Genomic DNA, 26500 nt, shown 5'->3' with positions numbered 1-26500 from the left:
TGGATGCGGGGAATGTCGGTCAATCAGTCGGTGGCCGGCCGGGCCGGCTGCAGCACGCCGGCCTGGAGCATGCGCTCCACGTAGCGCGCCACGGTGTCGATTTCGAGGTTCACGCGCGAGCCGGCGCGCAGGTCGCCCAGCGAGGTGTTCTGCACCGTGTGCGGGATCAGGTTGATGCTGATCTCGCTGCTGCCGTCGGCCGCGTCGGCGACGGTGTTGACCGTGAGGCTCACGCCGTTGATGGTGATCGAGCCCTTGTAGGCCAGGAAGCGCGCCAGCGCCTGCGGCGCGACCACGCGCAACTCCCAGCTCTCGCCCACGGGCTCGAAGCGGCTCACGGTACCGATGCCGTCGACGTGGCCCGAGACGATGTGGCCGCCGAGGCGGTCGCTCGCGCGCAGCGCCTTCTCGAGGTTGATGCGCGCACCTTCCTCGGTCAGGCCCGCTGTTTTATCGAGCGACTCGGCCGAGATGTCGATGGTGAAGAGCCTCTGCGCGGGGTCGAAACTGGTGACGGTCATGCAGGCGCCGTTGAGCGCGATGCTGTCGCCGAGGCCGACGTCGTCGAGGTAGCCGTCGGGCGCCGCGATGCCGAGTCTCTTGCCGTGGGAGGAGGAGGAGCCGAGGTCGTGGATGGCGGCGATACGCCCCACGCCGGTGATGATTCCGGTGAACATCCGCGCATTTTCGCAGGTCCGGAAGGCCCGCGGCATTTCCTGGCACTTCGGGACCGGCGGCGCGGTCGCGCGGGCGTCTCGGCGGGCGGCTGTGGACGGCAGCCGGCGCGCCGCGGGCGGCGTCAGAAGGCGTCCCGGCCGGCCACGCGCGCCACGATCCGCAGGTCGGGCCCGATCCGGTCGGCCGAGCGGAATTCCAGCGGCAGCGCTCCCGCCAGCGAGACCAGCGGTCCGTCGGCGTGGATCTGGCTCGCGATGTCGAGGCCGCTGCCGATCAGCTTGGGCGCGAGGTAGACCAGCAACTCGTCGACGCAGCCCTCGCGCAGCAGCGAGCCGTTGAGCTTGTGGCCCGATTCCACGTGCAGCTCGTTGACGCCGCGCGCCGCGAGGTCGCGCAGCATCGCCCCCAGGTCGACCTTGCCGTGCGCATTCGGCAGGCAGCTGACCGTGGCGCCGCGGGCCTCGAGCGCCGCGGCCCGGGCTTCGTCGCGCGCCGCCGCGTAGATCCAGACCGCGCGGCCTGCTATGAAAAGGTGAGCGTCGGGCGGCGTCTGCAGGTGGCTGTCGACGATCACCAGGTGCGGTTGGCGCGGCGTCTCGACCAGCCGCACGTCGAGGCGCGGGTTGTCCTCGAGCACCGTGCCGACGCCCGTCAGCACCGCGCTGGCGCGGGCGCGCCAGGCGTGGCCGTCGGCGCGCGCGGCCTCGGCCGTGATCCATTGGCTCACGCCGTTGGCGAGGCCGGTGCGGCCGTCGAGCGAAGCCGCGACCTTCATGCGCACCCAGGGTGTCTTGCGGACCATGCGCGAGAGAAAACCGATATTGAGTTCGCGCGCTTCCTCGGCGCCCGGACCCACCTCGACCGCCACGCCGGCCGCGCGCAGCCGCTCGAAGCCCTGGCCCGCGACCAGCGGATTCGGATCGGCGAGCGAGGCGACCACGCGGCCGATGCCGGCCGCGATCAGCGCGTCGCAGCACGGACCGGTGCGGCCATGGTGGGCGCAGGGTTCGAGCGTGACGTAGGCGGTGGCGCCCGCGACCGAATGCCCCTGTGCCGCCGCATCGCGCAGCGCCATCACCTCGGCATGCGGGCCGCCGGCCTTCTGCGTGTGGCCCTGGCCGAGCACGCGGCCCTGCGCATCGGCGATCACGCAGCCCACGCGCGGGTTCGGGTCGGTGATCAGCAGCGCCGACGCGGCCAGGCGCAGGGCGCTCGTCATGTGCTGCGCGTCGTGTTCGGGGGAGGGCATGGAGGCTTCGCGAGGAAAAGTTGACACGGGTGCGCCGGGATCATACGAGCGGCGCGCGAATGCGGATGGACGGAGCGTTGCCTGCGCGCGGAGCGCTCGTACGCTTGCCGCTCGATCGCGAGACACGCGACACAAGAAGAGAACGGGGGAGGACGGATATGGGAATGTCGAATCGATCGGCGCGCGCCGGCATGGGCTTCTCGCTCGTGGAGGTGCTGGTGTCCATCGCGCTGCTGAGCCTGGGGCTGCTCGGCGCGGCGGCCATGCTGCTGCAGGCGGTGCGCGCGAGTGGCGAGGCCGCGAACTTCGGCGCGGCGCTGAACCTGGTGCGCGAGCTGTCGGAGAAGACGCGGCTCAACCGGGCCTTGGCCGGGCGGCGCGATGCGGCGAATGGCTACCTCGTGGCGAGCTGGACCGCAGCATCCGCCATGGGCGAGACCGGCGGCACCGATTGCGCGGCGGCCGGCGTCGCCTGCAAGCCCGAGGCGCTCGCGCACTGGGACATGCAGGCCTGGAAGCACCGCGCCGCGAAGGCCCTGCCGGGCGCGCGCGTCACGGTCTGCTTCGACGGCAATCCATGGAACGAGGCATCGGGCGCCCATGCCTGGGTCTGCGAGGCCGATGGACCGTTGCTGGTCGTCAAGCTCGGCTGGTTGCCGCGCAATGCGAGCGAGGCGCAGCGCCGCGCGGCTGCGTCGGCACCGCCGCGGCTTGTGATGCCGCTGATGGCCGAGCCGGCCAGCGAAGGGGCGCGCGGTGACTGAGCATGCCGGGCTCGGAGGCCGCGCGCGGCAGCGCGGCGTTTCGCTGGTCGAGCTGATGGTCGCACTGGCGCTCGGCCTGGTGGTCGTGCTCGCGGCCACGCTCGCCTTTGGCGGCAGCCGGCAATTGTTCGTCGCCGAGTCCGAGGCCCGCACGGTGGAGGAGTCGCTGCGCTTCGCGGCCTTCGTCGTGCGGCGCACGGTGCGGCAGGCCGGCTATGCCGATCGCGTGACCGGCGCTGCGGCCACGTCCGCCGGGAACGATCCCCTCGACCTCGACATCGTCGGCGCGCGCAACACCCGCGTCGGCGCCAGCGGCGAAAGCTACGGGCGGCACCACACCCGCGGCGTGAACGACAGTGATTCGCTGCTGGTGCGCTTCGCCGGCAGCTCGCGCACCGACGACGAAGGCGATGCCACGGAAGCCGACGGCACCATGGTCGACTGCATGGGCTTCGCGCAGCCCGCGCCGAGCGCCGGCACCGCCACGCCGGCCGATCGGGCCTGGAGCATCTTCCATGTCGCCGAGGCGGCCGACGGGGAGCCCGAGCTCTATTGCAAATACCGCGGCGACCGGCGCGGCAGCTTCCGCTCCGAGCCGCTGGCGCGCGGCATCGAGGTGTTCCGCGTGCTGTTCGGGCGTGACCTCGATGGCGACGGCACGCCCGAGCAGTGGCTCGATGCCGCGCAGCTCGATGCGGCGGCGGCCGCGTCGTCGCTCGGCAATGCGGCCTGGCGCCAGGTGGTGGCGCTGCGCATCGGGATGGTGGCGCGCAGCGCACGGCCGGGTCACTGGCCCCGGCCCGAGGAGACGCAGTTGCATCCGCTCGGCCCCGAGTTCCCGGCGGTCCGCTTCCGGCCGGCGGCCGACGGGCGGCTGCGGCGTGTCGCGAGCTTCACGGTGGCGCTGCGCAACAGCCAGCGCGAGGACGCGCCATGAGCCCGCGCGTGCGTGCCTCGCGCGGCTTCTCGCTGATCGTCGTGCTGATGCTGCTGCTCGTGGTGTCGGTGCTCGGCCTTGCCGCGGCACAGAACGCATTGCTCGGCGAACGCATCGCGCGCCACGACCGCGACACCGAGGTGGCGTTCCAGGCGGCCGAGGCCGCGCTGCTCGATGCCGAGCGCGACTTGCTCGGGCCCAACGATCATGCGGCCCGGCGGCTGTGCCTGTTCGATGGCCGCGATGTCTCGGCCTTCGTTGCCGATTGCGCCGGCACCGGTGCACGGCTGGGGCTTTGCGCGGCCGCACCGGTGGGCGCGAAGCCGGCGTGGACGCAGGTCGATTTCAACGCCGATGCCGGGCCGTCGGTGGCCTATGGCCGTTTTACGGGGCAGGTCTATGCCACCGGTGCCGGTGGCCTGTCGGTGCGGGCGCCGCGCTATGTCGTCGAAGCCCTGCGCAGCCGGGGCGGCGGAGCGCAGGGCGTGCTGCACAGCGCGAGCGCGGCCACCGCGACGCATGTCTTCCGCGTCACCGCCATCGGCTACGGACCGCGCGAGGAGACGCGCGTGCTGCTGCAGACCACGCTGGCCAAGCCGTCGGCGAGTCCCGGCTGTGCCGGCGCTTCCTCTTCGTCCTCCTGATCGGACTGCCATGCCCTTGCTTCGAACATTCATCGTGTGCATCGCCCTGGTTTTCTGCATGACGTCGAAGGGCCCGGCATGGGCCGGTGCGTCCTCCGCGATGCCGCCCGACGCGCTGCTGACCGACGTGCCGCTCCATGCGCTGGCCGGCCAGCCCGAGCCCAACGTCGTGATCGACCTGGCGATCCAGGCCTCGAACGCGGGACCGGCGTACCTCGGCGACTTCGAGCCCACCAAGGTCTACGGCGGCTACTGGGATGCGAAGGGCTGCTACGACTACCTGCGCGTCGACGGCTATTTCCGCCGCACGGAAACCGCCACCACGCTTGCCGGCGGCGAGATCGTCTGCGAAGACCAATGGAGCGGCAATCTGCTGAACTGGGCCACGGCATCGCCGCTCGACCATCTGCGCATGGCGCTGACCGGCGGCGACCGCGTGGTCGACACGCCCGAGCGGACCGTGCTGCAGCGCGCGACCTGGCCGGTGGATGCCGGTCTCGAGCTTCCCGTGAAGACCGTGCGCGGGCGTCTCGAGTGGCTGGTTCCGCGCGGCAGGCTTCGCGCGGGCGGTGCGCTGCGCATCCGCAACTGCGGGGAGCGGCTGGTCGTCGATACGGACATGCGCGCCGAGGCCGACCGTGGCTGCGCCTCGGCGGCCGGTGCCGATCTCCACTTCGCGCGCGTCGAGGTCTGCACCGCCGACGAGGCCGTCGCGCGCCGCGATCTGTGCGCCGCCCATCCCGGCGGGCATCACAAACCCGTGGGCGCCTTGCAGATCCATGCGGGCGACGCGCGTTTCGCCGTGTTCGGCGGCGATCCCGTGCGCCTTGGCGGCTTGCCGCGCGAAGCGATGAAGTCCATCGGGCCGGAGAAGATCGATGCCCGCTTCGATCGGGTCGCGAACCCGCGGGCCGAGTGGGATGCGCGCACGGGCGTGTTCCGTGACGGCGGCGCGGGCGCCGCGCAGGGCATCGTCCTGGCGGTCAATCGCTTCGGACGTTCGGGCGCATACGCGCGCCTCGGCGCCGCGGGCGAACTGTTCCACGAATCGCTGCGCTACCTGCAGGGCAGACCGTCGACGGCAGCCGATCCGGTGCTTGGCAACTGCCAGCGCCAGCACATCGTGAGCATCGGCGGCCTCGCCGCCCGCGAGGAGCGTCCATGGCCGGGCGCGGCCTTCGAGCCCGGCGCCGCGCACGGGGCTCGCCTTGTCGCTGCGTTCGAGCATGGAGACGCCGCCGCGGCCCCTGGCTCCTTCGCCATGGCGGGACTGGCCTACTGGGCGCGCACCCAGCGGGTCCGCAGCGACCACCCCGATCTGCGCGTGCAGACCTTCGCGATCGACCTCGATGCCGGCCGCGGCGCGTCGGTGGGCAAGCGCGAGCGCGGCAGCGCGCTCTACCTGGCCGCGAAGTACGGCGGATTCGTGGACCGCAACGGCGATGGCGATCCGTTCCGAACGGCCGCGCTGTTCGGTGCCCCGGACACGGCGGGCAGGTCGGCATGGGTCGGCAACGCCGAATGGGCGGAGGGGCTCGACAGCGACGGGCAGCCGATGCCGGCCAACTACGTCCTGGCCAGCGATGCGCGATCGACGGCGCAGGCGTTGCGCGGCGTGCTGCGCCGTGCCACCGCGCCGTCGCTGGGCGCGAATGCCACCGCCGCGATCTCCTCGGACACGGTGGGCGCGGCCGGCGCGAGCGTCTATCGCTCGCGTTCCGACAGCCGGCGCTGGTCCGGCACCCTGCAGGCGTTTCGCCTGTTCGTGGACCCGGAGACCGGCGCCTTGCGCGTGGCCGACGCGCCGTCGTGGGACGCGGGTGCCTTGCTCGATGCGCGCATGGAGAAGCCCGGTGCAGCGGCGTCGCGGAAGATCTTCACGCTGTCGAGCGCCGGCCTCGGCATCCCCTTCGAATGGGAGGCGCTCGACGAGCCGTTGCGGCGCTCGCTGCGCGCGAACCCCGATCCGGCGGCCGAGCCTGCGTCGGCGGCATCGGTCGATGTCCTGGCCCGCGACCGCATGAACTTCTTGCGCGGCGAACGCCGCAACGAAGCCTCGTTCGCGGGCGGCCGCTTGCGCGTGCGCGACTCGGTGATGGGCGACATCGCGCATGCGGCGCCGCTGTACGTCGGCGCGCCTGATCCCGCCTTGCGCGAGGCGGGCTACCCGGCGTTCCTCGATGCACACCGCCAGCGCGAGCGCGTGGTCTATCAGGGCGCCAACGACGGCATGCTGCATGCCTTCTCGGCGCGCACGGGCGAGGAGCTGTTCGGCTATGTCCCGCGCCTGGTGTTTCCCGCGCTGGGCCAGCTGGCGCAGGCCGGTGGCCCGCACCGCGCCTACGTCGATGGCACGCCCACGGTGGCCGAGGCGCGCATGGCCAGCGGCAAGTGGAAGAGCGTGCTGGTCTCCGGCCTCGGCGCGGGCGCGGCCGGTGTCTTCGCGCTCGATGTCAGCGACCCGCGCGCCTTCTCGGCCGACAAGGTGCTGTGGGAATTCGGCAGCGCCGACGACCCCGACATAGGCCACCTGATGCAGCCGCCGCGCATCCTGAAGTTCCGTACCAGGGCGGCGACCGCGGGGCGCCCGGCCACCCATGCCTGGTTCGCGGTCGTGCCCTCGGGCTTCAACAACCGCAATGCCGACAAGCGTGCCGCGCTGTTCCTGCTGTCGCTCGACAAGCCGGCCGGCACGCCGTGGCGGCGCGGCGTCGACTATCACAAGATCCTGCTGCCCCGGCCCGCCGATGCCAGCTTGCTCAATGCGCTCGCGAGCGCACCGGGCGACCATGCGGCCGACGACGGAACGGTCCGCTGGCTCTATGCGGGCGATACCCAGGGCCATCTCTGGAAGTTCGACTTCGAGCGCGATGCGCCGTGGAGCGAAGCCAACGCACTGGGCTTCGGCGGGGCGCCGCTGATGGTCGCGATGGATGGCGGCGCGGGCAGCCGGCGCCAGCCGATCACGGTGCCGCCGGAGGTGGGGCTCGGGCCCGGCGGCGGCAGCGTCGTGCTGTTCGGCACCGGCCAGTTCATCGAGCCGGCGGACCTCGGTGCCGCGCGCCGCGGCCTCCAGACCGTGTATGCGGTGCAGGACACGGGCACGCCGATCCGCGCCGGCGAGGCGCGCACCCAGTTGATGGCGCGGCAGGCGCGATCCGTCGAGGGCGGGCTGACGGTCATCGAAGGCCCGTCCTTCGTCTACGGCGCCTTCGATCGCACGACGACACGGCGGCGTGGCTGGTACCTCGACCTGCCGGCCTCGCGCGAGCAGGGCGAGCGGCAGGTCGAGCGCTCCGTGCTGGCCGACGGCCGCCTGTTCTTCAACACGCTGATCCCGCCGCAGGCGGCCTGCGGCGAAGGCGGTGGCCGCAGTTGCGCCGTCGACGCGATGACCGGGCTGTCGATGGGCGGCACCTGCGTGCCTTCGGAGGCGGGGCTGCCGGGCGCGCCCTTCGTGGTCCAGCAGGGCGACGCCGCCTACGGTGCCGCCGATCCGACGGGGCGGCGCGCCGAGACCCGGCGGCTCGCGGTCCTCAGCCCCGGCACGCTGATGAAAGGCAAGGCGGTGTCGCTCACCCGGCCGCTCGAAGACGCCACGGTCTCGCGCCGGGCCGGCCGTCTCAGCTGGCGGCAGGTGCCGGATCCGCAAGGGACGCGGCCATGACCGCGCGCCACGTGCAGCGAGCGGGCACGGCCCTCGGCTGGAGCCTGATCGAGGTGCTGATCGCGCTCGCGATCATCGCCATCCTCGCGGCCATCGCCTTTCCCTCGTACGTCGATGCGGTGCACCGTGGCTGGCGCGCCGAGGCGCGCTCGGCGCTGCTCGCGCAGATGCAGCAGCAGGAGCGCCATTTCACCGTCGACGGCCGTTACCGGCGCTACGAGGGCGATTCCGCCGAGAGCGGGCAGGGCGGCAAGTACCTCGTGCGCAGCGAGCATTGCGACGGCCAGCGCAGCCTCGACGACTGTCTGCGGCTTTCCGCGCGGCTCAAGCCCGGCTTCTCGGACCCGCCGGTCGGCAACCTGTGGCTGGACAGCACGGGCGGACGCGGCTGCGATGGCGCGCAGCGGGCGCGGTGCTGGCAATGAAGCGCTGCGGCAGGCCGCGCGGGCTCACGCTGATCGAGCTGCTGACCGTGATCGCCATCGTCGCCATCCTGGCCGCCGTGGGCGTGCCGGGTTTTCGCGCGTTGCTGCTGCATCAGCGGCTGGCAGCCGCGTCGCAGGCCTTCATGAGCGCGCTCGCGATGGCGCGGATCGAGGCGATCCGGCGCGGCGAGCCGGTCGGCGTGCTGCCCGAAGGCGGCGCGGGCTGGGACGGGGGCTGGGCGATCGTCGTCGATCCCGGCGGCGAAGGCGCGCCACGCGTGCTGCGCCGCTTCGACCAGCTCCCGCCGGGCGTCGCCATCGACAAGGAACTGGGCGACGGGCTGGCGCAAGGCGTGCACTACGACGGCAACGGCTTCTCGCGGCGCCTGCGCAATGCCGGTTTCGGCGCGGGCTGCGTGGCGTTCAGGGCCGAGACGGGGCGGCGCGCGGCCATCGTCCTCTCGGCGTCGGGGCGGCCTCGAAGTTGCGACCCCGATCGGAAGGGGGAATGCGGAACGGGGGTGTGCGGAAAGGGCGGCGAGTAGCAGCCGGCAGCGGCGGGTAGCGCCCGCCGCTCAGATGTCGCGCAGCAGTTGCCTGAACTCGTCCACGTCCTCGAAGCTGCGGTAGACCGAGGCGAAGCGCACGTAGGCCACCTTGTCGAGCTTCTTGAGTTCGCGCATCACGAGTTCGCCGACCTTGGTCGACTCGATTTCGCGCAGGCCGCTGGCGAGCAGCTTCTGTTCGATGCGCAGCAGCGCGTTGTCGATCTGCTCGATGCTCACCGGGCGCTTGCGCAGCGCCAGCATCATCGAGGCACGGACCTTGGTCGAGTCGAAGTCGGCGCGGCTGCCGTCCTTCTTCACCACGACCGGGAAATTGACGTCAGGGCGCTCGTAGGTGGTGAAGCGCTTGTCGCAGGCACCGCACTGGCGGCGCCTGCGCACGAAGTCGGCGTCTTCCGAAACGCGGGTCTCCACGACCTGCGTTTCGAGATGACCGCAAAAAGGGCATTTCATGCGGTCAGGGCTTCTTCTTCGGGCTCAGCGGTAGACCGGGAATCGGCTGGTCAGCGCGTGGACCTTGGCGCGCACGGCGTCGATGTTCGCGGCATCGCGCGGGTTCTCGAGCACGTCGGCGATCAGGTTCGCGGTGATGCGGGCCTCTTCGTCCTTGAAGCCGCGCGTGGTCATGGCCGGCGTGCCGACACGCACGCCGCTGGTCACCATCGGCTTCTCGGGGTCGTTGGGGATCGCGTTCTTGTTGATGGTCATGTGGGCGCTGCCCAGCACGGCCTCGGCTTCCTTGCCGGTGATGCCCTTGGCGCGCAGGTCGACCAGCATCACGTGGCTTTCGGTGCGTCCGCTCACGATGCGCAGGCCGCGCTGCGTGAGGGTTTCGGCCACGATCTGGGCGTTCTTGACCACCTGCTGCTGGTAGGACTTGAACTCGGGCGACAGCGCTTCCTTGAAGGCCACCGCCTTGGCCGCGATCACGTGCATCAGCGGGCCGCCTTGCAGGCCGGGGAAGATCGCGCTGTTGATCGCCTTCTCGTGCTGCGACTTCATCAGGATGATGCCGCCGCGCGGGCCGCGCAGGCTCTTGTGGGTGGTCGAGGTCACGATGTCGGCGTGCGGCACCGGGTTCGGGTAGACGCCCGCGGCCACCAGGCCGGCGTAGTGGGCGATGTCGACCATGAAGATCGCGCCGACGTCCTTGGCCACCTTGGCGAAGCGCTCGAAATCGATGCGCAGCGAGTAGGCCGAGGCGCCCGCGATGATCAGCTTGGGCTGGTGCTCGTGCGCCTTGCGTTCCATCGCGTCGTAGTCGATGGCTTCGTTGGCGTCCAGGCCGTAGCTCACCACGTTGAACCACTTGCCGCTCATGTTGAGCGGCATGCCGTGGGTCAGGTGGCCGCCTTCGGCCAGGCTCATGCCCATGATGGTGTCGCCGGGCTTGAGGAAGGCCAGCAGCACGGCCTCGTTGGCCGAGGCGCCGCAATGCGGCTGCACGTTGGCCGCTTCGGCGCCGAAGATCTGCTTCACGCGGTCGATGGCCAGCTGCTCGGCCACGTCGACGTGCTCGCAGCCGCCGTAGTAGCGCTTGCCCGGATAGCCCTCGGCGTACTTGTTGGTGAGCTGCGAGCCCTGCGCGGCCATGACGGCCGGCGAGGCGTAGTTCTCGCTCGCGATCAGCTCGATGTGGTGTTCCTGGCGCGCGTTTTCGGCCTGGATGGCAGCCCAGATTTCGGGATCGGTCTGTTCGACCAGATTGTTGCGTTGGTACATGGCAGTCCTTTGAAGACGAGGTCCTTGTTCTTCAACCAAACAAGGGCTGCCCAGGCGAACGGCTGATCGCCCGCGCGTCTGGAGCGACGTCGCGGGCGGTACGCTTCCCAGTGGTAGTCCACGTCAGCGCGGGCGCCTTGTCGGCACCGCGCCTATCGCCAGTCGCGTACCCGCTCGAGTGTAGCGGATCGGGCCGGCCCGGCGGCGGGCGAAAGGAGATTCAGGACACGGCCGACAGCAGCGCCACCTTCGGCGGCGTCGGGCCGTTGGCCGGCTCGGTCGCCTCGTCGGGCTTGGCCGGGGCCACCACCGGCAGCGGCAGCGGCTGCGGGCGCAGCACCGGCGGCGTCGGCGCGAACGGCGAGGGCGCGCGGCCGCTGGCCACCTGCAGCAGGCGTTCGCGCTCGGCCATCACCTTGCCGGCATAGCCGCCGTCGTCCTCGAGGTTGGCCGCGCCCACGTAGTAGCGCAGGCCGCCTTCGAGCGACCCGGCGCGGGCGATGCATTCCTGCAGCACCTTCACGCCGACCCGCATGTTGGTCACGGGGTCGAAGGCGGTCAGCGTGCCGCCGGCCGGTTCGTACTTGTCGCCGTGCACGCGGGTCATGACCTGCATCAGCCCCTGCGCGCCGACCTGGCTCTGCGCGAACGGGTTGAAGCTGGACTCGACCGCCATGATCGCGAGGATCAGCGTCGGGTCGAGCTTGGTGTGCTTGCCGATGTTGTAGGCCTCGGCCACGAGCACGCTCAGCGGCTCGGCCGCGACGCGGTACTTCTTGCTGAGCCAGTAAGCCACGGCGGCCTGCTGCTTGGGCAGGTCGCCGGGGCTCGCGGCCGTCGTGCGCTCGATCGCGGTCGGCTCGAGGTCGGTGGCTTCGGGCGCGGGTTTGCGCGACTGCAGCCAGCCCATGAGCTGTTCCTCGCCTTGATGGCGCAGGTCGGGCCGCGCCACGAGGGCGAGGGCCGCGAACACGATGGCCAGGCCCAGCAGGGCGAAACCGTTGTGCGTGATTTCAAAAAAGCCGTCTGCCACATCGGACACGAAGGTCCTCAGCCCGCGGGCCGTGGCATCAAACGCCTTGTTCATCGCTCTTCCTTTCTGTGCGGCACCTGTCGCAGCGCCGGGAAGGGCGGTGGGATGGAGGCAGCGGCGCTTGGATTGGTACCAATCAGGTTCCGCGCTGGAGGGATAAGGTGCGCGGCCGCCTGATCAAGCCGGGGGGAGTCGGCAGCGGATACAGGGTGGCTCCGTCCCGTCGGGCGTCCGGAGCAGGCGGGATTCTATCGTTGCTAAATACCCGGTCAAGCATAAGGAATTCCGTCTTAATTCTTAAAAGTGTCGAACAAATGTTTCAAACCGACCACTTGGACCGCGTCTTTCTTAAGGGAAATCCCTTGCGATTTCGGGTTTGAAAAGCCGCGTCGGGCCGCCTAAGCTGAACGGGCCTGAGGTTTTCAGGTGCTTTCCGAAGCCAGGCGGTCGCGGTGCGAGCCGGGGCCCGAACGGCGGAGGAACCACGGCGGCAATCTCTTGCCGCCAGCACGACCGGAACCATCGACTTCCGGTCGAGCGAAACGATGGCAATGGGTCGTATGCCCGCCATCAAGCCCGGTGACATGACATTCGTCGCGTCGCCGGGCTTTCTTGCTTCTGGCATGCCACTTGTTTGGGGCACACTCGCGCGAATGAATGCTGCCGCCTCGATACAAAGCTTAAGAAAGAACAAATGGGTGCGACGCGGGATCGTGGCACTGCTCGTGCTTCTGGGCCTCTGGGTCCTGGCGTGGCTGGCGGTGCCGCCGATCGCCAAGAGCCAGCTGCAGAGGATCGCCAGCGAGAAGCTGGGCCGCCAGGTCACGGTGGAGCGCATCGGCTTCAAGCCCTGGACGCTCGAGCTCACGCTCAACAACCTGCGCATCGCCACCGCCGACGGCAAGGGCAACCAGGTCGTGGTGCGGCGCATCTATGCCGATGCCGAGCTGCAGTCGATGTTCCGGCTCGCGCCGGTGATCGACGCGGTGACGGTGGAAGCGCCGGCCATCCTGCTGACCCACCAGGCCGACGGCAAGTACGACATCGACGACATCCTCGCCAGACTGGCCTCCGGCCCGCCGCCCGACCCCAAGGCCGAGCCCGCGCGCTTCGCCATCTACAACATCGCGATCACCGAGGGCGCGGTCGACTTCGACGACCAGACCGTCAAGCGCCGCCATGAACTGCGCGACTTCGTGCTCAAGGTGCCGTTCCTCAGCAACCTGGCCTCGCAACGCGAGGTCAACACCGAGCCCAAGCTGGCCTTCGCGCTCAACGGCAGCAAGTTCGACTCGGCCGCGCTGACCACGCCCTTCGCCGCCAGCCGCAAGACCGACGCCCACGTGCAGTTCAATGGGCTCGACCTCGCGCCGTACCTGGGCTACATCCCGGGCGGCCTGCCGGTGCAGCTGCAGGCCGGCAGCCTCGACGCCGACCTCAAGATCGACTTCCAGCAGGCCAGCACGGTCGGCCTCAAGGTCACCGGCACGGTCGAGGCGCACGGCGCCAAGCTCGCCGACGCGCGCGGGCGCGACCTGCTGGCCTTCGACTCGCTCAAGCTCGCGCTGGCCGACGTGCGGCCGCTCGAATCGGTGTTCCATCTGAGCGAGGTCGCGCTGGCGAGCCCGCAGCTGATCGTGGCGCGCGATGCCTCGGGCCAGCTCAATCTGATGGCGCGCGATCCGGCCACGGGCAAGACCGAGAAGGTGGTCGCGGCCAAGCCGCCGGCACCGCCCGCTTCATCCGCCAGTGCCGCCAGCGGCGCCGCGGGCGCGGCGGCACCCAAGCCCGCGCTCAAGGTCCAGGTCGACAAGATCGCCCTGAGCGGCGGGCGCATCGGCTGGCGCGACGAGACCGTGCAGCCCGGCGCGGCGATCGACGTCAGCGCGCTCGGCCTCGACGTCACGGCCCTCACCTGGCCGATGGAGAAGCCGGCCCAGTTCAGCGGCAGCACCGAGGTCGGCGGCGCCACGCTCAAGTTCAAGGGCAGCGGCACCGACAAGGCGGCCGAGGTGCAGACCGAGGTCGAGGCGCTGCCGCTCTCGCTGGCCGCGCCCTACTTGGCCAACAGCCTCGAGCCCACGCTCGACGGCAAGCTCAGCGGCGAGATCGGCATCGCCTGGGCTCCGCCCGACCTGCGCTTCAAGGCCAAGCGGGTGGCGGCCGACAACCTCGCGCTGACCCAGGCCAAGACCGCGCTCGCGAGCGTCGGCCGCTTCGAACTGCGCGATACCGAGGTCGACATGGCGAAGCACACGCTGGCCGTGGGCTCGTTCACCGCCACCAATCCCAAGGTCAGCATCGAGCGCGACAGCGAGAAGCGCTGGATGTTCGAGCGCTGGCTCAAGACGCCGGCCGCCGCGGGCGGCAAGCCCGAAACCGAAGCCAAGGTGGCGGCGCCCAAGCCGGCCGGCAGCGGGCCCGAATCGGCACCGCCGGGCGCCAACACCAAGCCCTGGGCGCTGACGGTCGGCACGTTCGCGGTCGACAACGGCAGCCTCTCGTATGCCGACAAGGCCAGCGCCACGCCGGTCGCGGTCGAGATCACGGCCTTCAAGCTCAATGCCGAGAAGCTCGCGCCCGAGACCGCCACCAAGTCGCCGCTGCAGGTGTCGGGCCGCATCGGATCGGGCCGCCGCGCCGATCCGGGCCGCTTCGACTACAAGGGCCACATCGTGCTCAAGCCGCTGGCCGCCGAGGGCCGGCTCGAGGTGGCCTCGTTCCCGGCCCATGCCTTCAAGGCCTACTACGCCGACGCGCTCAACGTCGACATCCGCCGGGCCTTCGTCAGCTACCGCGGCAGCGTGAACTACGCGACGGCTCCGGCGGGCATGACCGTCAAGCTCGCGGGCGACACCGCGCTCGACGACTTCCGCGCCAACAGCGTCTCGCTGACCCAGTCGCCGGGCTTCGACCGCGGCGACAACCAGCTGCTGAGCTGGAAGACGCTGAGCCTGCGCGGCCTGCAGGTCGGCCTGGCGCCCAACGCCGCGCCCACCGTCGACGTGCGCGAGACCACGCTGACCGACTTCTTCGCCCGGGTCATCATCGACCCCAGCGGCCAGCTCAACCTGCTGAGCCTCACGAAGAAGGGCGAGGCCGAGTCCAAGGCCGCCGCGGCCACGACGGCCGAGACCCGTTCGCGCCGCAACCTGGGCGGCACGACCACCACCACGCGCGGACCGGAGCGGCCCACGGGTGGCGCCCCGGTGCCGGCCGAGCTGATGGTCGGCGGCGCCGCCACGCCGGCGGCGCCGGCCTCCGCGCCCGCCGCGGTGGCCCAGGCCGCGCCCGCCGCGCCGGGCGGCCCGGCGCCGGTCATCAACTTCGGCCCGATGAGCCTGGTCAACGGCAAGATCGACTTCACCGACCTGTTCGTCAAGCCCAACTACTCGGCCGACCTCAGCGAGCTGACCGGCAAGCTCAGTTCGTTCTCGTCGAACCCGCCGAACGGGCAGGGCGGCCGGCCCGCGCTGGCCGAGCTCGAACTGCGCGGCAAGGCGCAGCAGACCGCGGCGCTCGAGATCACCGGCAAGCTCAATCCGCTGGCCAAGCCGCTCGAGCTCGATATCACCGCGAAGATGCGCGACCTCGACCTCGCGCCGCTGTCGCCGTACTCGGTGCGCTACGCCGGCCACGGCATCGAGCGCGGCAAGATGAGCATGGACGTCAACTACAAGATCGCGCCCGATGGCCAGCTCACCGCCACCAACAAGCTGGTGCTCAACCAGCTGCAGTTCGGCGAGGAGGTCGCCGGCGCGCCCAACAGCCTGCCGGTCAAGCTCGCGGTGGCGCTGCTGGCCGACCGCAACGGCGTGATCGACGTCGACCTGCCGCTGCGCGGCTCGCTCAACGACCCGCAGTTCAGCATCGGGCCGCTGATCTTCAAGGCGGTGGTCAACCTGATCGTGAAGGCCGTGACCGCGCCGTTCAGCCTGCTGACCGGCGGCCTGGGCGGCGGCGGGAGCAGCGAGTCGAGCACCATCACCTTCGAGCCCGGCAGCTCGGCGCTGAGCGCCTCGGCCAAGGAAAGCCTCGACAAGGTGGTGAAGGCGCTGGTCGACCGGCCGACGCTCGAGATGACCGTGATCGGCACCGCCAGCCTCGAGAAGGAGCGCGATGCCTACCAGCGCCAGCGCCTGCGCCAGATGGCCCTGGCCGAGAAGCGCCGCGCCGCCGTGCGCGGCGGCCAGGCCGGCACCGAGGTGCCGCCGGTCACCGACGCCGAGTACCCCGCGCTGCTGACCGCCGTCTACAAGCGCGCCGACATCACCAAGCCGCGCAACATGGTCGGGCTGGCCAAGGACCTGCCGCTCAACGAGATGGAGAAACTGCTGCTCGCGAGCGTGCCGGTCGACGAGGAGTCGATGCGGCAACTGGCGGTGGAGCGCGGCGCCGCCGTGCGCGACTACCTGCTGTCGCAGAAGCTCACGAGCGAGCGGCTGTTCCTGGGCGCGGTGCGCACCACGGCCAGCGGCGACGACTGGAAGCCGGGCGCCGAACTCAAGCTCGCGATGCGCTGAGCGTCCGTCCCGGGGGCGCCGCGCGGCGCCCCTTGGTTTTTCAGCGTGCACTGCTATATATGCAGGCACCGTTTCCCCCTGCGGCGCGACCGGCCCCGGCGTCGTTTCGCCGCATCGCCGGGCCGCGCCGCAAGGTGGATTTCGACGGCGCGCGGCAAGTGGGTCAAAATGGCGGTCTGCGCCGGCCTCTGCCGGCGCCTTCGCTTTCTCTCTTCAGACAACGATCTCGCGCACGTGACCTCTAATTCTTCCAAGCCACACGACCTTCAGGCCCTCGATTCGCTGACCGGCGGCGCCTTCACCGCGCCGACCTCGGGCGAGCGTGCCTCGCGCATCCGCGACTGGCTCGCGAGCAACCCGGCACCCGAGCAGATGCAGGAAGTCTTCAAGGAGTTGAGCGGCCGCGACAAGGGTGCCGCCCGCCTGCTGCGCGAGAAACTCGACGAGCTCAAGCGCGCCAAGGGCCAGGAGGCCATCGCGGCCGAATGGGCCCAGAAGGCCGAGGGGCTGCTGGGCCAGTCCAAGCTCAACATCGCCGACGCGCTCGCCTGGCAGCGCGATGCCGCCAAGGCCGGCGCGCCGCTGTCGCGCGAGCCGCTGGCCGGCCTCAAGGCACGGCTGGCCGAGCGCATCAAGGGCATCGAGGACCTGCAGCACCGTGCCCAGGTCCACCGCGAGGCCGCCGTGCTGCTGGCGCAGCGCTTCGAGGTGCTGTCGACCAAGGGCTGGAAGGATGCCCAGGTCGCCGAGGAATCCCTGCGCACCGACGTGACGCACTGGCAACAGCAGGCCGCGGACATCGCCGCCGACGCCAACTGGACCAGCCTCGACGCCAAGTTCGCCCCACAGCTCGAAGCCTCGAAGGCACAGCTGCTCGTGGTGTCCGATGCCTTCCACAGCGCGCTGGCGCAGGCCATTGCCGCCGCGGCCGACGCCGCCGCGCCGCTGCCGCCGGTGCCCGTCTGGGCCGATGAACTGCGCGCCGCGCGCGGCGAGGCCGTCGCGCCCAAGGCCGCGGCACCCGCGCGCCCGCCGGCACCCAAGGTCGATCCCGCGGTGCGTGCCGCCGCGCAGGACGCCGTGCAGGCCGCGCTGGCCAAGCTCGAACAGGAAACCGCCGAGGGCCATGGCAAGGCCAGCGCCGGCGCCGCCGCCGCGCTGCGCGCGGTGCTGAAGGAACACGGCAAGCTGGTCGAGGCCCCGCTCGAGGCGCGCGTGCATGCCGCGCTGGTGGCGGCCGGCGAACTCGAAGGCTGGCAGCGCTGGAGCGCCGACAAGGTGCGCGAGGACCTCGTGGCCAAGGCCGAAGGCCTGCTCAAGCGCCCCGAGGGTCAGGCCCTGGGCGGCCGCAAGATGCAGGAAACCCTGCGCGCGCTGCGCGACCAGTGGAAGCAGGCCGACCAGGGCGGCGTGCCGAACCACGCGCTGTGGAAGCGTTTCGACGAGGCCTGCAACGAGGCCCACAAGGTGGTCGAGGCCTGGCTCGAGAAGGTGCGCGCCGACGCGGCCGAACACCGCGCGCTGCGCGTGGCCCTGATCGAGGAGGTCAAGGCCTGGGCCGCCGAACACGCGGGCGCCACCGACCTGAAGGCGCACAACCGCGCGCTGCACCAGTTCGCCGACCGCTGGCGCGATGCCGGCCACGTGGGCGAGAAGGTGTTCGCCGAGCTGCAGCCGCAATGGAACGAAGCCTTCGGTGCCGCCCGTGCGCCGTTCGAAACCGCGCAGAAGGCCAGCATCGAACGCCGCCAGGCCATGATCGGCGAAGCCACCGAGCTCGGTGCCCAGCCCGTGCTGCGCATCGACGCCGTCAAGGCGCTGCAGCAGCGCTGGCAGGCCGAGGCGCAGGGCGTGCCGCTCGACCGCCGTCAGGAACAGAAGCTCTGGGACGCCTTCCGCGCGCCCATCGACGAAGCCTTCAACCGCAAGTCGGCCGAACGCGAGAAGGCGTCCGCCGCGATGAGCGACCGCGACCGCCACGTGCTCAACGCCTCGAAGGCGCTCGACGCGGCCAATGCCAGCGGCGACGCGCAGAAGATCCGCGCCGCCATCGCCCAGCTCGAAGCCGCGTTGCGCGGCGAGGTGCCGCCCCCGGCACCGGCGCCGGCCCCGCAGCGCACCGCATCGGGCGACGGCCCGGCGGTCGGCGCGACCGAGGTGGCCGGGCCCGACCAGGCCGCCGCCGAATTCGGCGAGAGCGCCGAGCAGGCGCCGTCGCCCAGCGATGCCGAGGCTTCGCCCGCGGCCGTGCCGGCCCATGAATCCGCACCGGCCGCCGACCTCGTGGCACCGGCCGATGGCGCCGACGCCTCGGCGCGCGCCGACAGCGAAGCGCACGATGCCGGCGAAGCCGCCGCTGCCGAACCTCCGGCACCGGCCGCGCCGCCCAAGCCCGCGCCCCGTCCGGTGGTGGCCGTGCGCGGCGACGACCGTCCGGGCAACCGCAAGTCCGAACCCGCGGCACCCGCGACGCGTGGCGGCGGCCGCTTCGGCGACCGGCGCGGACCTGGCGGTCCCGGCGGCCCTGGCCGTCCGGGCGGCGACCGTGGCGGTCCGCGCCCCGATGGCCGTGGCGATCGCGGTGGCGACCGTGGCGCACCGGGCGGCCGCTTCGGCGACTACCCGCCGCGCGAGGACCGCGGTCCGCGCCTGGGCGACACCGCCTTCCGCGCCCAGCGCGAGGCGCTCGAGCGTGCCGACATGGCGCTGCGCAAGCTGGCGGCCCAGGCCCACGGCGAAGCGCTGACCCAGGTGCTCGGCGCCTGGGAACAACGCGATGCCGCGCGCCTGCCGAGCGTGCAGGAACTTGGCCGCGCGGTCACGCCCGCGGTGCGCAGCAGCTGGTCGCAGGCGATCGGCGCTTCGCCGGCCGCACGTGCCGACGAGGCCGCCGAGGCGCTGCTGCGTCTCGAGATGGCCGCCGAGGTGCCGACACCCGCCGAGCAGCTCGAAGCGCGCCGTGCGCTGCAGCTCAAGCTGCTGACCAAGCGCGGCGATCCGGCCCCGGCCCAGACCTGGGGCCAGGACGCGGGCAAGGTGCTCGCGGCTGCGCATGACGCGAACAGCGCGCGGCGCCTGCAGAACGCGCTGAAGGCGCTGCTGCGCAAGTAAGCGGCCGAAGCGCCGTCGCGGGCCCGGGCGCCCGTGGCGAGCCCGGCATTCATCGGGCCGCTTCGTGCGGCCCTTCCTTTTTCCGACTTCCGACGATCGCCGCATGGCCTCCACTCCTGACGCATCCCCCGTACTGATCGCCGGCGGCGGCATCGGCGGCCTTTCGCTCGCGCTGACCCTGCACCAGCTCGGCGTGCCCTGCCGCGTGTTCGAGGCGGTGTCCGCGCTGCAGCCGCTGGGCGTGGGCATCAACCTGCAGCCCAACGCGGTGCGCGAGCTGCACGAGCTCGGCATCGGCAACGACGTGCTCGACCGCATCGGCATCCAGGCGCGCGAATGGGCGCTGGTCGGGCGCAACGGCAACGAGGTCTATGCCGAGCCGCGCGGACTGCGCGCGGGCTACCGCTGGCCGCAGTACTCGGTGCATCGCGGCGAACTGCAGATGCTGCTGTATCGCACGGTGCTCGAACGGCTCGGGCCGGATGCCATCGAGCTCGGCCAGCGGGTCGCGGGCTATCGCAACGGCGAGCACGGCGTCACCGCGTTGATCGAGTCGCGCGACGGCCAGCGCAGCGAGGTCGAGGGCCGCCTGCTGATCGCGGCCGATGGCCTGCATTCGGCGGTGCGCGCACAGATGCATCCGCAGCAGCCGCCGATCCAGTGGGGCGGCGCCATCATGTGGCGCGGCACCACGCCGGGCGTGCCGGTGCGCAGCGGCGCCTCCTTCGTCGGCGTCGGCTCGCTGCGGCACCGCGTGGTGCTCTATCCGATCTCGCCGCCCGATCCCGCCACGGGCCTGGCCACCATCAACTGGATCGCCGAGATCACGGTCGACAACGCCGAGGGCTGGACCCAGGGCGACTGGAACCGGCGCGTCGAACTGAAGGACTTCGCCCATCACTTCGAGGGCTGGGACTTCGGCTGGCTCGACGTGCCCTCGATGCTGCGCGGCGCGGAGGAGGTCTTCGAATACCCGATGATCGATCGCGACCCGGTGCCGACCTGGGTCGACGGCCACGTCGCGCTGCTCGGCGATGCCGCGCACGTGATGTACCCGGTGGGTTCCAACGGCGCGAGCCAGGCCATCGTCGATGCACGCGTGCTCGGCGCCTCCATGCTCTCGCACGGCGTGACGCCGGCCGCGCTGCGCGCCTACGACGAGCGCCTGTGCGCCGACATCTCGGCGCTGGTGCTGCGCAACCGCGGGGCCGGTCCGTTCGGGCTGCTGGGCCTGGTCGACGAGCGCTGTGGCGGCGTGTTCGACGACATCGAGCAGGTCATTCCGGCCGCGGAGCGCGAGGCCTACATGGCGCGCTACAAGGCCGCGGCCGGCTTCGCGATCGAGACCCTCAACGCGGCACCGTCGACGATCGCGCCGGGCGCGCGGGTCGCGGTCTAACCTCGACTCGGCGGCGGGCCGAAGAAGCGGTCGAACAGCTCGAGCACGCCCGGAAAGTCGCGCCCAAAGTTCGCGCGGTTCACGAAGTAGGCCTCGCAGGCCACCGCGAAGAATTCGCCGATCGAGGTCGCGCCGTAGTCGTCGAGCCAGGGCGGTTCGGCGCCGAAGCGCTCGGCCATGATGGTCTGCTCGCGGAAGGCCTCGTAGGCGGGCTGCAGCGCGCCGAGCCAGGCCGCGCGGGCCTCGCGCGCATTGCGGCTGCCGGCAAAGCCCGGCGGCAGCGGCGGGCAGCCGTCGGCATCGCCGCCGCGCATGTCGATCTTGTGGGCGAACTCGTGGATCACCACGTTGTAGCCGCCCTCGCTGGTGACGCCGCTGGCCAGCACGTCCTGCCAGCTCAGCATCACCGGACCGTGGTCCATGGCCTCGCCGGCCACCACTTCCTCGTACTCGTGCACCACCGAGGCCTCGTCGACCACCTTGCGCTGGGCGACCACCTCGGAGGGATGCACCACGATGCCGACGAAATCGTCGTACCAGGCCAGGCCGCCGCGCAGGTGCAGCACCGGCAGCACCGCCTGCGCCGCGATCGCGAGCGCGACCTCGTCGGTGATGACGAAACCCTGGGCGCCATGGAACTGCTTGTCGCGCAGGAAATGCGCCGTGAGCGCGCGCAGCCGCTCGACGTCGGCGGCCGGGCGCTCGGCCAGGAAGGCATAGCGCGCGAGCGTGGCCTGCCAGGCGGCTTCGGGAATCGGGGGCAGGGCGCGCGGATGGCGCAGGCGGCGCAGCCAGTCGAGCATCGCGTCGGCGGCCCTTAACGCAGATCGACGCGCTGGGCGCCCGCCGGAGACAGGCACAGCAGCTGCGCGCGCGGCGGATGCGCGGCGGCATCCCAGTCGCTGAGCACGAGGCGGCGCAGGCCGTCGCCGAGGTCGTGCTCGGCGGGGCGGTGCGTGTGGCCGTGGACCAGCGTGCGTGCGTTGCCGCGCGCGAGCCAGTCGCGCGCCGCATCGGCATCGACGTCGGCCCAGACCACCGAGGGATCGCGCTTGCGGTCCTCGCTCTGCACGCGCATCGCGCGCGCCAGGGCGCGGCGCTCGGCAAGCGGGCGCGCGAGAAAGGCCGACTGCCACTCGGGCGTGCGCACCTGGGCGCGAAAGCGCAGGTAGTCGGTGTCGTCCAGGCACAGCGCGTCGCCATGGCTCAGCAGCCAGCGTTCGCCGTGCAGCACCAGCACCGTGGGATCGTCGAGCAGCGTGAGGCCGCTTCGGGCCGCGAGCGCGGCGCCGACGAGGAAGTCGCGGTTGCCGTGCATGAAGAACACCGGCAGCCGCGCGGCCGTGCGGCGCAGCAACTCGGCGCACTGCGCCTCGAAGCCCGGCTCGCCGGCCGCGTCGTCGCCGACCCAGACCTCGAACAGGTCGCCGAGGATCACCAGCGCATCGGCCGGCGTGGTCTCGAGATAGCCGCGCCAGGCCTCGAAGGTGGCGGGCTCGCCGGCCTGCAGGTGCAGGTCGGAGATCAGGTCGACGGTGCGCCAGGAGGCGGGCGCCACCAGTTCCGCGAAGACCGCGGGTGCAGTGGCTGCCCTGCTCATGCCGCCGTCGGCCCTGTCGTCATTCGCCGACGACGACGGCCTTCTCGATCACGACGTCCTCGAGCGGCACGTCGTCATGGAAGCCCTTGCGGCCGGTCTTCACGGCCTTGATCTTGTCGACCACCTCGGTGCCCTTGACCACCTTGCCGAACACGGCGTAGCCCCAGCCCTGGGCCGAGGGCGCGGTGTGGTTGAGGAAGCCGTTGTCGGCCACGTTGATGAAGAACTGGGCCGTGGCCGAGTGCGGCGCGCTGGTGCGGGCCATGGCGACGGTGTAGACCTCGTTCTTCAGGCCGTTGTTGGCCTCGTTCTCGATCTCGGCGCCGGTGGGCTTCTGCTTCATGCCGGGCTCGAAGCCGCCGCCTTGCACCATGAAGCCGGGGATCACGCGGTGGAACACCGTGTTGTCGTAGTGGCCCTTCTTCACGTACTCGATGAAGTTGGCGGCCGACTTCGGCGCCTTCGCGGCGTCGAGTTCGAGCGTGATGACGCCGAGGTTCTGGATATGCAGGTCGACTTGGGGATTGCTCATGCTGATGCTCCTTGAAAGGGGGTGGATGCCTGGCGGGGCCGGCTTACTTCGCCAGGGTGGCGGACTGGATCACGACGGGCGTGACCGGCACGTTCTGCATGCCGTTCTTGTTGCCGGTGGCGACGCCGCGGATCTTGTCGACCACGTCGGTGCCCGCCACCACCTTGCCGAACACCGTGTAGCCGTAGCCATCGGGGTTGGGGGCGTTGAGCGAGTCGTTGTTCTTCACGTTGATGAAGAACTGCGAGGTGGCCGAGTTCGGGTTGCCGGTGCGCGCCATGGCGATCGTGTACTTGTCGTTCTTCAGGCCGTTGCTCGCCTCGAGCGGGATCGGCGCGCGCGTGGGCTTCTGCTGCAGGTCGGCCGTGAAGCCGCCGCCCTGGATCATGAAGCCGTCGATCACGCGGTGGAACACGGTGCCGTCGTAGTGCTTGTCCTTGACGTACTGCAGGAAGTTCTCGACCGTCTTCGGCGCCTTGGCCGCATCGAGCTCGACCACGATGTCGCCGGCGGAGGTCGCGAGCTTCACGCGCTGCTGCGCCTGCGCATGGCCCGCGGCGGCGAAGGCGAGGGTGGCCGCGAACACGAGGGCGCCGCGGCGGCTGAAACGGGAGAGGGCTTGGATCGTCAAGGAAGAGCTCCGTGTCCGGGGGATGAAAAGGGTGGAAGGCCGGCCGTGAGAGCGCGAGCCTGCTGCAAACGTTCCGGCGTGCGTGCGCGCGATCGGCAACCGGCTTGCGCCGCCTACTTGCTGGTGCGGCCCACCGGCTTGCGCACCACGGGCGCGGCCCCGGGCAGCGCGGCCGCGTCGGCCTCGCTCTTCGGCGTGAAGATCTGGCGGATCAATTCGAGCTTGGGCGCCACGCTCGTGCTGGTGGTCGCGAAGCGCTGCGCCTTGGTGTAGGACTGGGCCGCGAGGCGCGCATACACGTCGCCGAGGTTCTCCTCTGCCGTGGCGTAGTTGGGGTTGAGCTTGAGCGCGGTCTCGAGCGCGTCGCGCGCCTTGTCGAACTGGCTCTGCGAGGCATAGAGCGCCGCGAGGTTGTTGTAGGGCTCGGGCAGCTCGGGGAAGTCCTGCGTGAGCTGGGTGAAGGTCTTGACGGCCTCGTCCTTCTTGCCCTGCTCGGTGAGGATCACGCCGCGCAGGAAGCGCATCTGCGGATCGCGCGGCTTGCCGGCGATGTAGGTGTCGGCCTTGGCGAGCGCCTCGTTCGACTTGCCCTGGCGCAGCAGCTGGTTGACGTCGTCGTAGTCGTTGGCCTGGGCCGCGGAGGCCCACAGGCCGAACAGCAGCGCGATGGCGATCGAGAGTCTGGAAAACACGGCGTTCTTCATGAAGCCTCTGCAAAGGTGCGGCACGAATGCTGCGGAATGGGGGGCGGGGTGGAGCCGGGTCGGGAGCAAGCCTTGCGCTGCGCAAGGGCTCGAAAACACCCGGAAGAAGACTCGGCGGCAGCCGTTTATACTGCCCGGCATTGTAGCCGAGGGGCCCTGTCCAGCCGCCTCGTCGCCACAGCCCCATCACCCCTGAAAACACCGTCGTTCGCCCGCATCGCACGAGCGCGACACGACGCTTTCCGAATCTCATGAGTCTGCGCATCTACAACACGCTTTCGCGTGAACTGGAGGAGTTCTCCCCTTTGCGGCCCGGTCAGGTGCGCATGTACGTCTGCGGCATGACGGTCTACGACTTCTGCCACCTGGGCCATGCGCGCTCGATGATCGCCTTCGACGTGGTGCAGCGCTGGCTCAAGACCAGCGGCTTCGCCGTGACCTACGTGCGCAACATCACCGACATCGACGACAAGATCATCCGCCGCGCGGTCGAGAACGGCGAGAGCATCCGCTCGCTGACCGACCGCATGATCGACGCGCTGCACGAGGACGCCGATGCGCTCGGCATCGAGCGCCCCACGCACGAGCCGCGCGCCACCGAGTTCATTCCGCAGATGCTCGCGATGATCGGCACGCTCGAGCAGAAGGGCCTGGCCTATCGCGCGCCCAACGGCGACGTGAACTACGCGGTGCGCAAGTTTCCCGGCTACGGCAAGCTCAGCGGCAAGTCGCTCGACGAGCTGCATGCGGGCGAGCGCGTGGCCGTGCTCGACGGCAAGGACGATCCGCTCGACCCGGTGCTCTGGAAGAGCGCCAAGCCCAGCGAGCCCGACGAGGTGAAGTGGGCCAGCGAGTTCGGACCCGGCCGCCCGGGCTGGCACATCGAATGCTCGGCCATGGCCTGCGACCTGCTGGGCGAGCGCTTCGACATCCACGGCGGCGGCGCCGACCTGCAGTTCCCGCACCACGAGAACGAGATCGCGCAATCCGAAGGCGCGACCGGCCAGGCGCCGTTCGCGCGCACCTGGATGCACAACGGCTTCATCAACGTCGACGACGAGAAGATGTCCAAGAGCCTGGGCAACTTCTTCCTGATCCGCGACGTGCTCGAGAAGTACGACGCCGAGACCATCCGCTTCTTCGTCGCGCGCACGCACTACCGCAGCCCGCTCAACTACAGCAACGTGCATCTCGACGATGCGCGCAACTCGCTCAAGCGTCTCTACACCGCGCTCGACGCGGTGGCGCCGGCGAGCGTGGCGATCGACTGGACGCAGCCGCACGCGGCGCGCTTCAAGGCCGCGATGGACGAGGACTTCGGCACGCCCGAGGCGATCGCCGTGCTGTTCGAACTGGCGGGCGAGGTCAACCGCACGCGCTCGGCCGAGATCGCGGGCCTGCTCAAGGCGCTGGGCGGCGTGCTCGGCCTGCTGCAGGACAGTCCGCAGGCTTTCCTGCAGGCGGGCAGCGCACTCGACGACGCGGCCATCCAGGTGCTGATCGCACAGCGTGCCGATGCCAAGGCCGCGAAGAATTTCGCCGAGGCCGACCGCATCCGGAAGGAGCTGCTCGACCAGGGCATCGTCCTGAAGGATTCGCCGACCGGCACCACCTGGGCCGTTGCCCAGTGAACGGAACGACCAATCCCATGCCCACCCTGCCCAAGACGAGCGTCGAGATCATCACGCCGGACTATTGGGAGGAGGCCTGCAGGCACCTGGCCAAGAAGGACCGCGTGATGAAGCGGTTGATCCCGAAGTTCGGCGACGCCTGCCTCGAGTCGCATGGCGATGCCTTCGTCACGCTGGCGCGCAGCATCGTCGGGCAGCAGATCTCGGTGAAGGCCGCGCAGTCGGTCTGGGACCGCTTCGCCGCGCTGCCGCGCAAGCTCACGCCGCGCAACGTGCTCAAGCTCAAGGTCGACGACATGCGCGCGGCCGGGCTGTCGGTGCGCAAGATCGACTACCTGGTCGACCTGGCGCTGCACTTCGACTTGGGAAAGGTGCACGTCGACGCCTGGAACGACATGGCCGACGAGCAGATCATCGAGGAGCTCGTGGCCATCCGCGGCATCGGCCGCTGGACCGCCGAGATGTTCCTGATCTTCCACCTGATGCGGCCCAACGTGCTGCCCGTGGACGACCTGGGGCTGCTCAACGGCATCAGCGTCAACTATTTTTCGGGTGATCCGGTCAGCCGCAGCGATGCCCGCGACGTGGCCGTGGCCTGGGCCCCGTATTGCAGCGTGGCGACTTGGTATATTTGGCGCTCTCTCGACCCGGCGCCGGTCGTCGCATACTGAAAAACAGGAGAAG

Annotated in this window: 21 protein-coding genes; 11 read left to right on the top strand and 10 right to left on the bottom strand. The window is 70.8% G+C overall.

The window, feature by feature from the left end:
- Positions 1-23: 23 nt before the first annotated feature.
- Together INQ48_18405 and ribD are read right to left on the bottom strand one after the other, a co-directional pair.
- A complete protein-coding gene (locus INQ48_18405) occupies positions 24-677 on the bottom strand; it encodes a riboflavin synthase (protein QRF55378.1) in 654 nt (217 codons plus the stop codon).
- Positions 678-799: 122 nt separating this feature from the next.
- Positions 800-1927, bottom strand: a complete 1128-nt coding sequence (gene ribD / locus INQ48_18400) for a bifunctional diaminohydroxyphosphoribosylaminopyrimidine deaminase/5-amino-6-(5-phosphoribosylamino)uracil reductase RibD (GenBank protein ID QRF55377.1) — start codon at positions 1925-1927, stop codon at positions 800-802.
- Positions 1928-2091: 164 nt separating this feature from the next.
- On the opposite strand from ribD, the gene pilV reads away from it, so the two are divergent.
- The 6 genes from pilV to INQ48_18370 are packed head-to-tail and all read left to right on the top strand — an operon-like array spanning position 2092 to position 8909.
- A complete protein-coding gene (pilV, locus tag INQ48_18395; GenBank protein QRF55376.1) occupies positions 2092-2691 on the top strand; it encodes a type IV pilus modification protein PilV in 600 nt (199 codons plus the stop codon).
- Positions 2684-3628 carry a PilW family protein gene (locus INQ48_18390; GenBank protein ID QRF55375.1) on the top strand — a complete coding sequence of 315 codons (945 nt, stop codon included), beginning with the start codon at positions 2684-2686 and terminating at the stop codon, positions 3626-3628. Before pilV ends, INQ48_18390 begins: the two co-directional genes overlap by 8 nt.
- Positions 3625-4272: a pilus assembly protein gene (locus INQ48_18385; protein QRF55374.1), complete on the top strand. Its 648-nt coding sequence runs from the start codon at positions 3625-3627 to the stop codon at positions 4270-4272. Before INQ48_18390 ends, INQ48_18385 begins: the two co-directional genes overlap by 4 nt.
- 58 nt (positions 4273-4330) lie before the next feature.
- Positions 4331-7939 carry a hypothetical protein gene (locus tag INQ48_18380; protein QRF55373.1) on the top strand — a complete coding sequence of 1203 codons (3609 nt, stop codon included), beginning with the start codon at positions 4331-4333 and terminating at the stop codon, positions 7937-7939.
- The gene (locus INQ48_18375; protein QRF60787.1) at positions 7936-8364 is read left to right on the top strand and encodes a prepilin-type N-terminal cleavage/methylation domain-containing protein; all 429 of its coding nucleotides are present in this window, start codon (positions 7936-7938) and stop codon (positions 8362-8364) included. Before INQ48_18380 ends, INQ48_18375 begins: the two co-directional genes overlap by 4 nt.
- Positions 8361-8909, top strand: a complete 549-nt coding sequence (locus INQ48_18370) for a GspH/FimT family pseudopilin (GenBank protein ID QRF60786.1) — start codon at positions 8361-8363, stop codon at positions 8907-8909. Before INQ48_18375 ends, INQ48_18370 begins: the two co-directional genes overlap by 4 nt.
- Before the next feature lie 30 nt (positions 8910-8939).
- Here INQ48_18370 and nrdR read toward each other — a convergent pair whose 3' ends face one another.
- The 3 genes from nrdR to INQ48_18355 all read right to left on the bottom strand — a co-directional run bounded on the left by nrdR (position 8940) and on the right by INQ48_18355 (position 11739).
- On the bottom strand, positions 8940-9383 hold the full coding sequence (gene nrdR / locus INQ48_18365; GenBank protein QRF55372.1) for a transcriptional repressor NrdR: 444 nt from the start codon (positions 9381-9383) through the stop codon (positions 8940-8942).
- A 24-nt stretch (positions 9384-9407) separates the two neighbouring features.
- Positions 9408-10652, bottom strand: coding sequence for a serine hydroxymethyltransferase (locus tag INQ48_18360; GenBank protein QRF55371.1), 1245 nt, complete (start codon positions 10650-10652; stop codon positions 9408-9410).
- Between the two features lie 220 nt (positions 10653-10872).
- Positions 10873-11739, bottom strand: coding sequence for a lytic transglycosylase domain-containing protein (locus tag INQ48_18355; protein QRF55370.1), 867 nt, complete (start codon positions 11737-11739; stop codon positions 10873-10875).
- A 599-nt stretch (positions 11740-12338) separates the two neighbouring features.
- Here INQ48_18355 and INQ48_18350 point away from each other — a divergent pair.
- The 3 genes from INQ48_18350 (at position 12339) to INQ48_18340 (ending at position 20718) form a co-directional block, all read left to right on the top strand.
- Positions 12339-16208: a DUF748 domain-containing protein gene (locus INQ48_18350; protein ID QRF60785.1), complete on the top strand. Its 3870-nt coding sequence runs from the start codon at positions 12339-12341 to the stop codon at positions 16206-16208.
- Positions 16209-16442: 234 nt separating this feature from the next.
- Positions 16443-19319 (top strand): DUF349 domain-containing protein, encoded by a 2877-nt coding sequence (locus tag INQ48_18345; protein ID QRF55369.1) that lies wholly within the window; start codon positions 16443-16445, stop codon positions 19317-19319.
- A gap of 103 nt (positions 19320-19422) precedes the next feature.
- Complete coding sequence (locus tag INQ48_18340) at positions 19423-20718, top strand: flavin-dependent oxidoreductase (protein ID QRF55368.1); 1296 nt, start codon at positions 19423-19425, stop codon at positions 20716-20718.
- Here the strand turns inward: INQ48_18340 and INQ48_18335 are convergent.
- From INQ48_18335 to INQ48_18315, 5 genes are all read right to left on the bottom strand, one after another.
- A complete protein-coding gene (locus INQ48_18335; protein ID QRF55367.1) occupies positions 20715-21521 on the bottom strand; it encodes a zinc-dependent peptidase in 807 nt (268 codons plus the stop codon). The genes INQ48_18340 and INQ48_18335 overlap by 4 nt on opposite strands.
- Before the next feature lie 14 nt (positions 21522-21535).
- Positions 21536-22318: a UDP-2,3-diacylglucosamine diphosphatase gene (locus tag INQ48_18330; protein QRF55366.1), complete on the bottom strand. Its 783-nt coding sequence runs from the start codon at positions 22316-22318 to the stop codon at positions 21536-21538.
- Positions 22319-22337: 19 nt separating this feature from the next.
- Positions 22338-22850 carry a peptidyl-prolyl cis-trans isomerase gene (locus INQ48_18325; GenBank protein QRF55365.1) on the bottom strand — a complete coding sequence of 171 codons (513 nt, stop codon included), beginning with the start codon at positions 22848-22850 and terminating at the stop codon, positions 22338-22340.
- A gap of 43 nt (positions 22851-22893) precedes the next feature.
- Positions 22894-23481 (bottom strand): peptidyl-prolyl cis-trans isomerase, encoded by a 588-nt coding sequence (locus tag INQ48_18320; protein QRF55364.1) that lies wholly within the window; start codon positions 23479-23481, stop codon positions 22894-22896.
- Positions 23482-23594: 113 nt separating this feature from the next.
- Positions 23595-24185, bottom strand: coding sequence for a tetratricopeptide repeat protein (locus INQ48_18315; GenBank protein ID QRF55363.1), 591 nt, complete (start codon positions 24183-24185; stop codon positions 23595-23597).
- A gap of 251 nt (positions 24186-24436) precedes the next feature.
- On the opposite strand from INQ48_18315, the gene INQ48_18310 reads away from it, so the two are divergent.
- On the top strand, positions 24437-25816 hold the full coding sequence (locus tag INQ48_18310) for a cysteine--tRNA ligase (protein ID QRF55362.1): 1380 nt from the start codon (positions 24437-24439) through the stop codon (positions 25814-25816).
- Positions 25817-25833: 17 nt separating this feature from the next.
- Complete coding sequence (locus tag INQ48_18305) at positions 25834-26487, top strand: DNA-3-methyladenine glycosylase 2 family protein (protein ID QRF55361.1); 654 nt, start codon at positions 25834-25836, stop codon at positions 26485-26487.
- Positions 26488-26500: the final 13 nt, after the last annotated feature.

Origin of the sequence: Variovorax paradoxus, from assembly GCA_016806145.1 — a bacterium.
Taxonomy (GTDB): domain Bacteria; phylum Pseudomonadota; class Gammaproteobacteria; order Burkholderiales; family Burkholderiaceae_C; genus Variovorax.
This window is presented reverse-complemented; position numbering and strand designations above follow the sequence as displayed.

Excerpts from the sequence above, each read along its gene's own strand:
- INQ48_18405 (QRF55378.1), bottom strand. The coding sequence starts at position 677 with ATGTTCACCGGAATCATCACCGGCGTGGGGCGTATCGCCGCCATCCAC.
- INQ48_18380 (QRF55373.1), top strand. The coding sequence starts at position 4,331 with ATGACGTCGAAGGGCCCGGCATGGGCCGGTGCGTCCTCCGCGATGCCG.
- INQ48_18325 (QRF55365.1), bottom strand. The coding sequence starts at position 22,850 with ATGAGCAATCCCCAAGTCGACCTGCATATCCAGAACCTCGGCGTCATC.
- INQ48_18355 (QRF55370.1), bottom strand. The coding sequence starts at position 11,739 with ATGAACAAGGCGTTTGATGCCACGGCCCGCGGGCTGAGGACCTTCGTG.
- INQ48_18330 (QRF55366.1), bottom strand. The coding sequence starts at position 22,318 with ATGAGCAGGGCAGCCACTGCACCCGCGGTCTTCGCGGAACTGGTGGCG.
- INQ48_18335 (QRF55367.1), bottom strand. The coding sequence starts at position 21,521 with ATGCTCGACTGGCTGCGCCGCCTGCGCCATCCGCGCGCCCTGCCCCCG.
- INQ48_18370 (QRF60786.1), top strand. The coding sequence starts at position 8,361 with ATGAAGCGCTGCGGCAGGCCGCGCGGGCTCACGCTGATCGAGCTGCTG.
- INQ48_18360 (QRF55371.1), bottom strand. The coding sequence starts at position 10,652 with ATGTACCAACGCAACAATCTGGTCGAACAGACCGATCCCGAAATCTGG.
- INQ48_18350 (QRF60785.1), top strand. The coding sequence starts at position 12,339 with ATGAATGCTGCCGCCTCGATACAAAGCTTAAGAAAGAACAAATGGGTG.
- INQ48_18305 (QRF55361.1), top strand. The coding sequence starts at position 25,834 with ATGCCCACCCTGCCCAAGACGAGCGTCGAGATCATCACGCCGGACTAT.
- INQ48_18310 (QRF55362.1), top strand. The coding sequence starts at position 24,437 with ATGAGTCTGCGCATCTACAACACGCTTTCGCGTGAACTGGAGGAGTTC.
- INQ48_18340 (QRF55368.1), top strand. The coding sequence starts at position 19,423 with ATGGCCTCCACTCCTGACGCATCCCCCGTACTGATCGCCGGCGGCGGC.
- INQ48_18315 (QRF55363.1), bottom strand. The coding sequence starts at position 24,185 with ATGAAGAACGCCGTGTTTTCCAGACTCTCGATCGCCATCGCGCTGCTG.
- INQ48_18375 (QRF60787.1), top strand. The coding sequence starts at position 7,936 with ATGACCGCGCGCCACGTGCAGCGAGCGGGCACGGCCCTCGGCTGGAGC.
- nrdR (QRF55372.1), bottom strand. The coding sequence starts at position 9,383 with ATGAAATGCCCTTTTTGCGGTCATCTCGAAACGCAGGTCGTGGAGACC.
- ribD (QRF55377.1), bottom strand. The coding sequence starts at position 1,927 with ATGCCCTCCCCCGAACACGACGCGCAGCACATGACGAGCGCCCTGCGC.
- INQ48_18385 (QRF55374.1), top strand. The coding sequence starts at position 3,625 with ATGAGCCCGCGCGTGCGTGCCTCGCGCGGCTTCTCGCTGATCGTCGTG.
- pilV (QRF55376.1), top strand. The coding sequence starts at position 2,092 with ATGTCGAATCGATCGGCGCGCGCCGGCATGGGCTTCTCGCTCGTGGAG.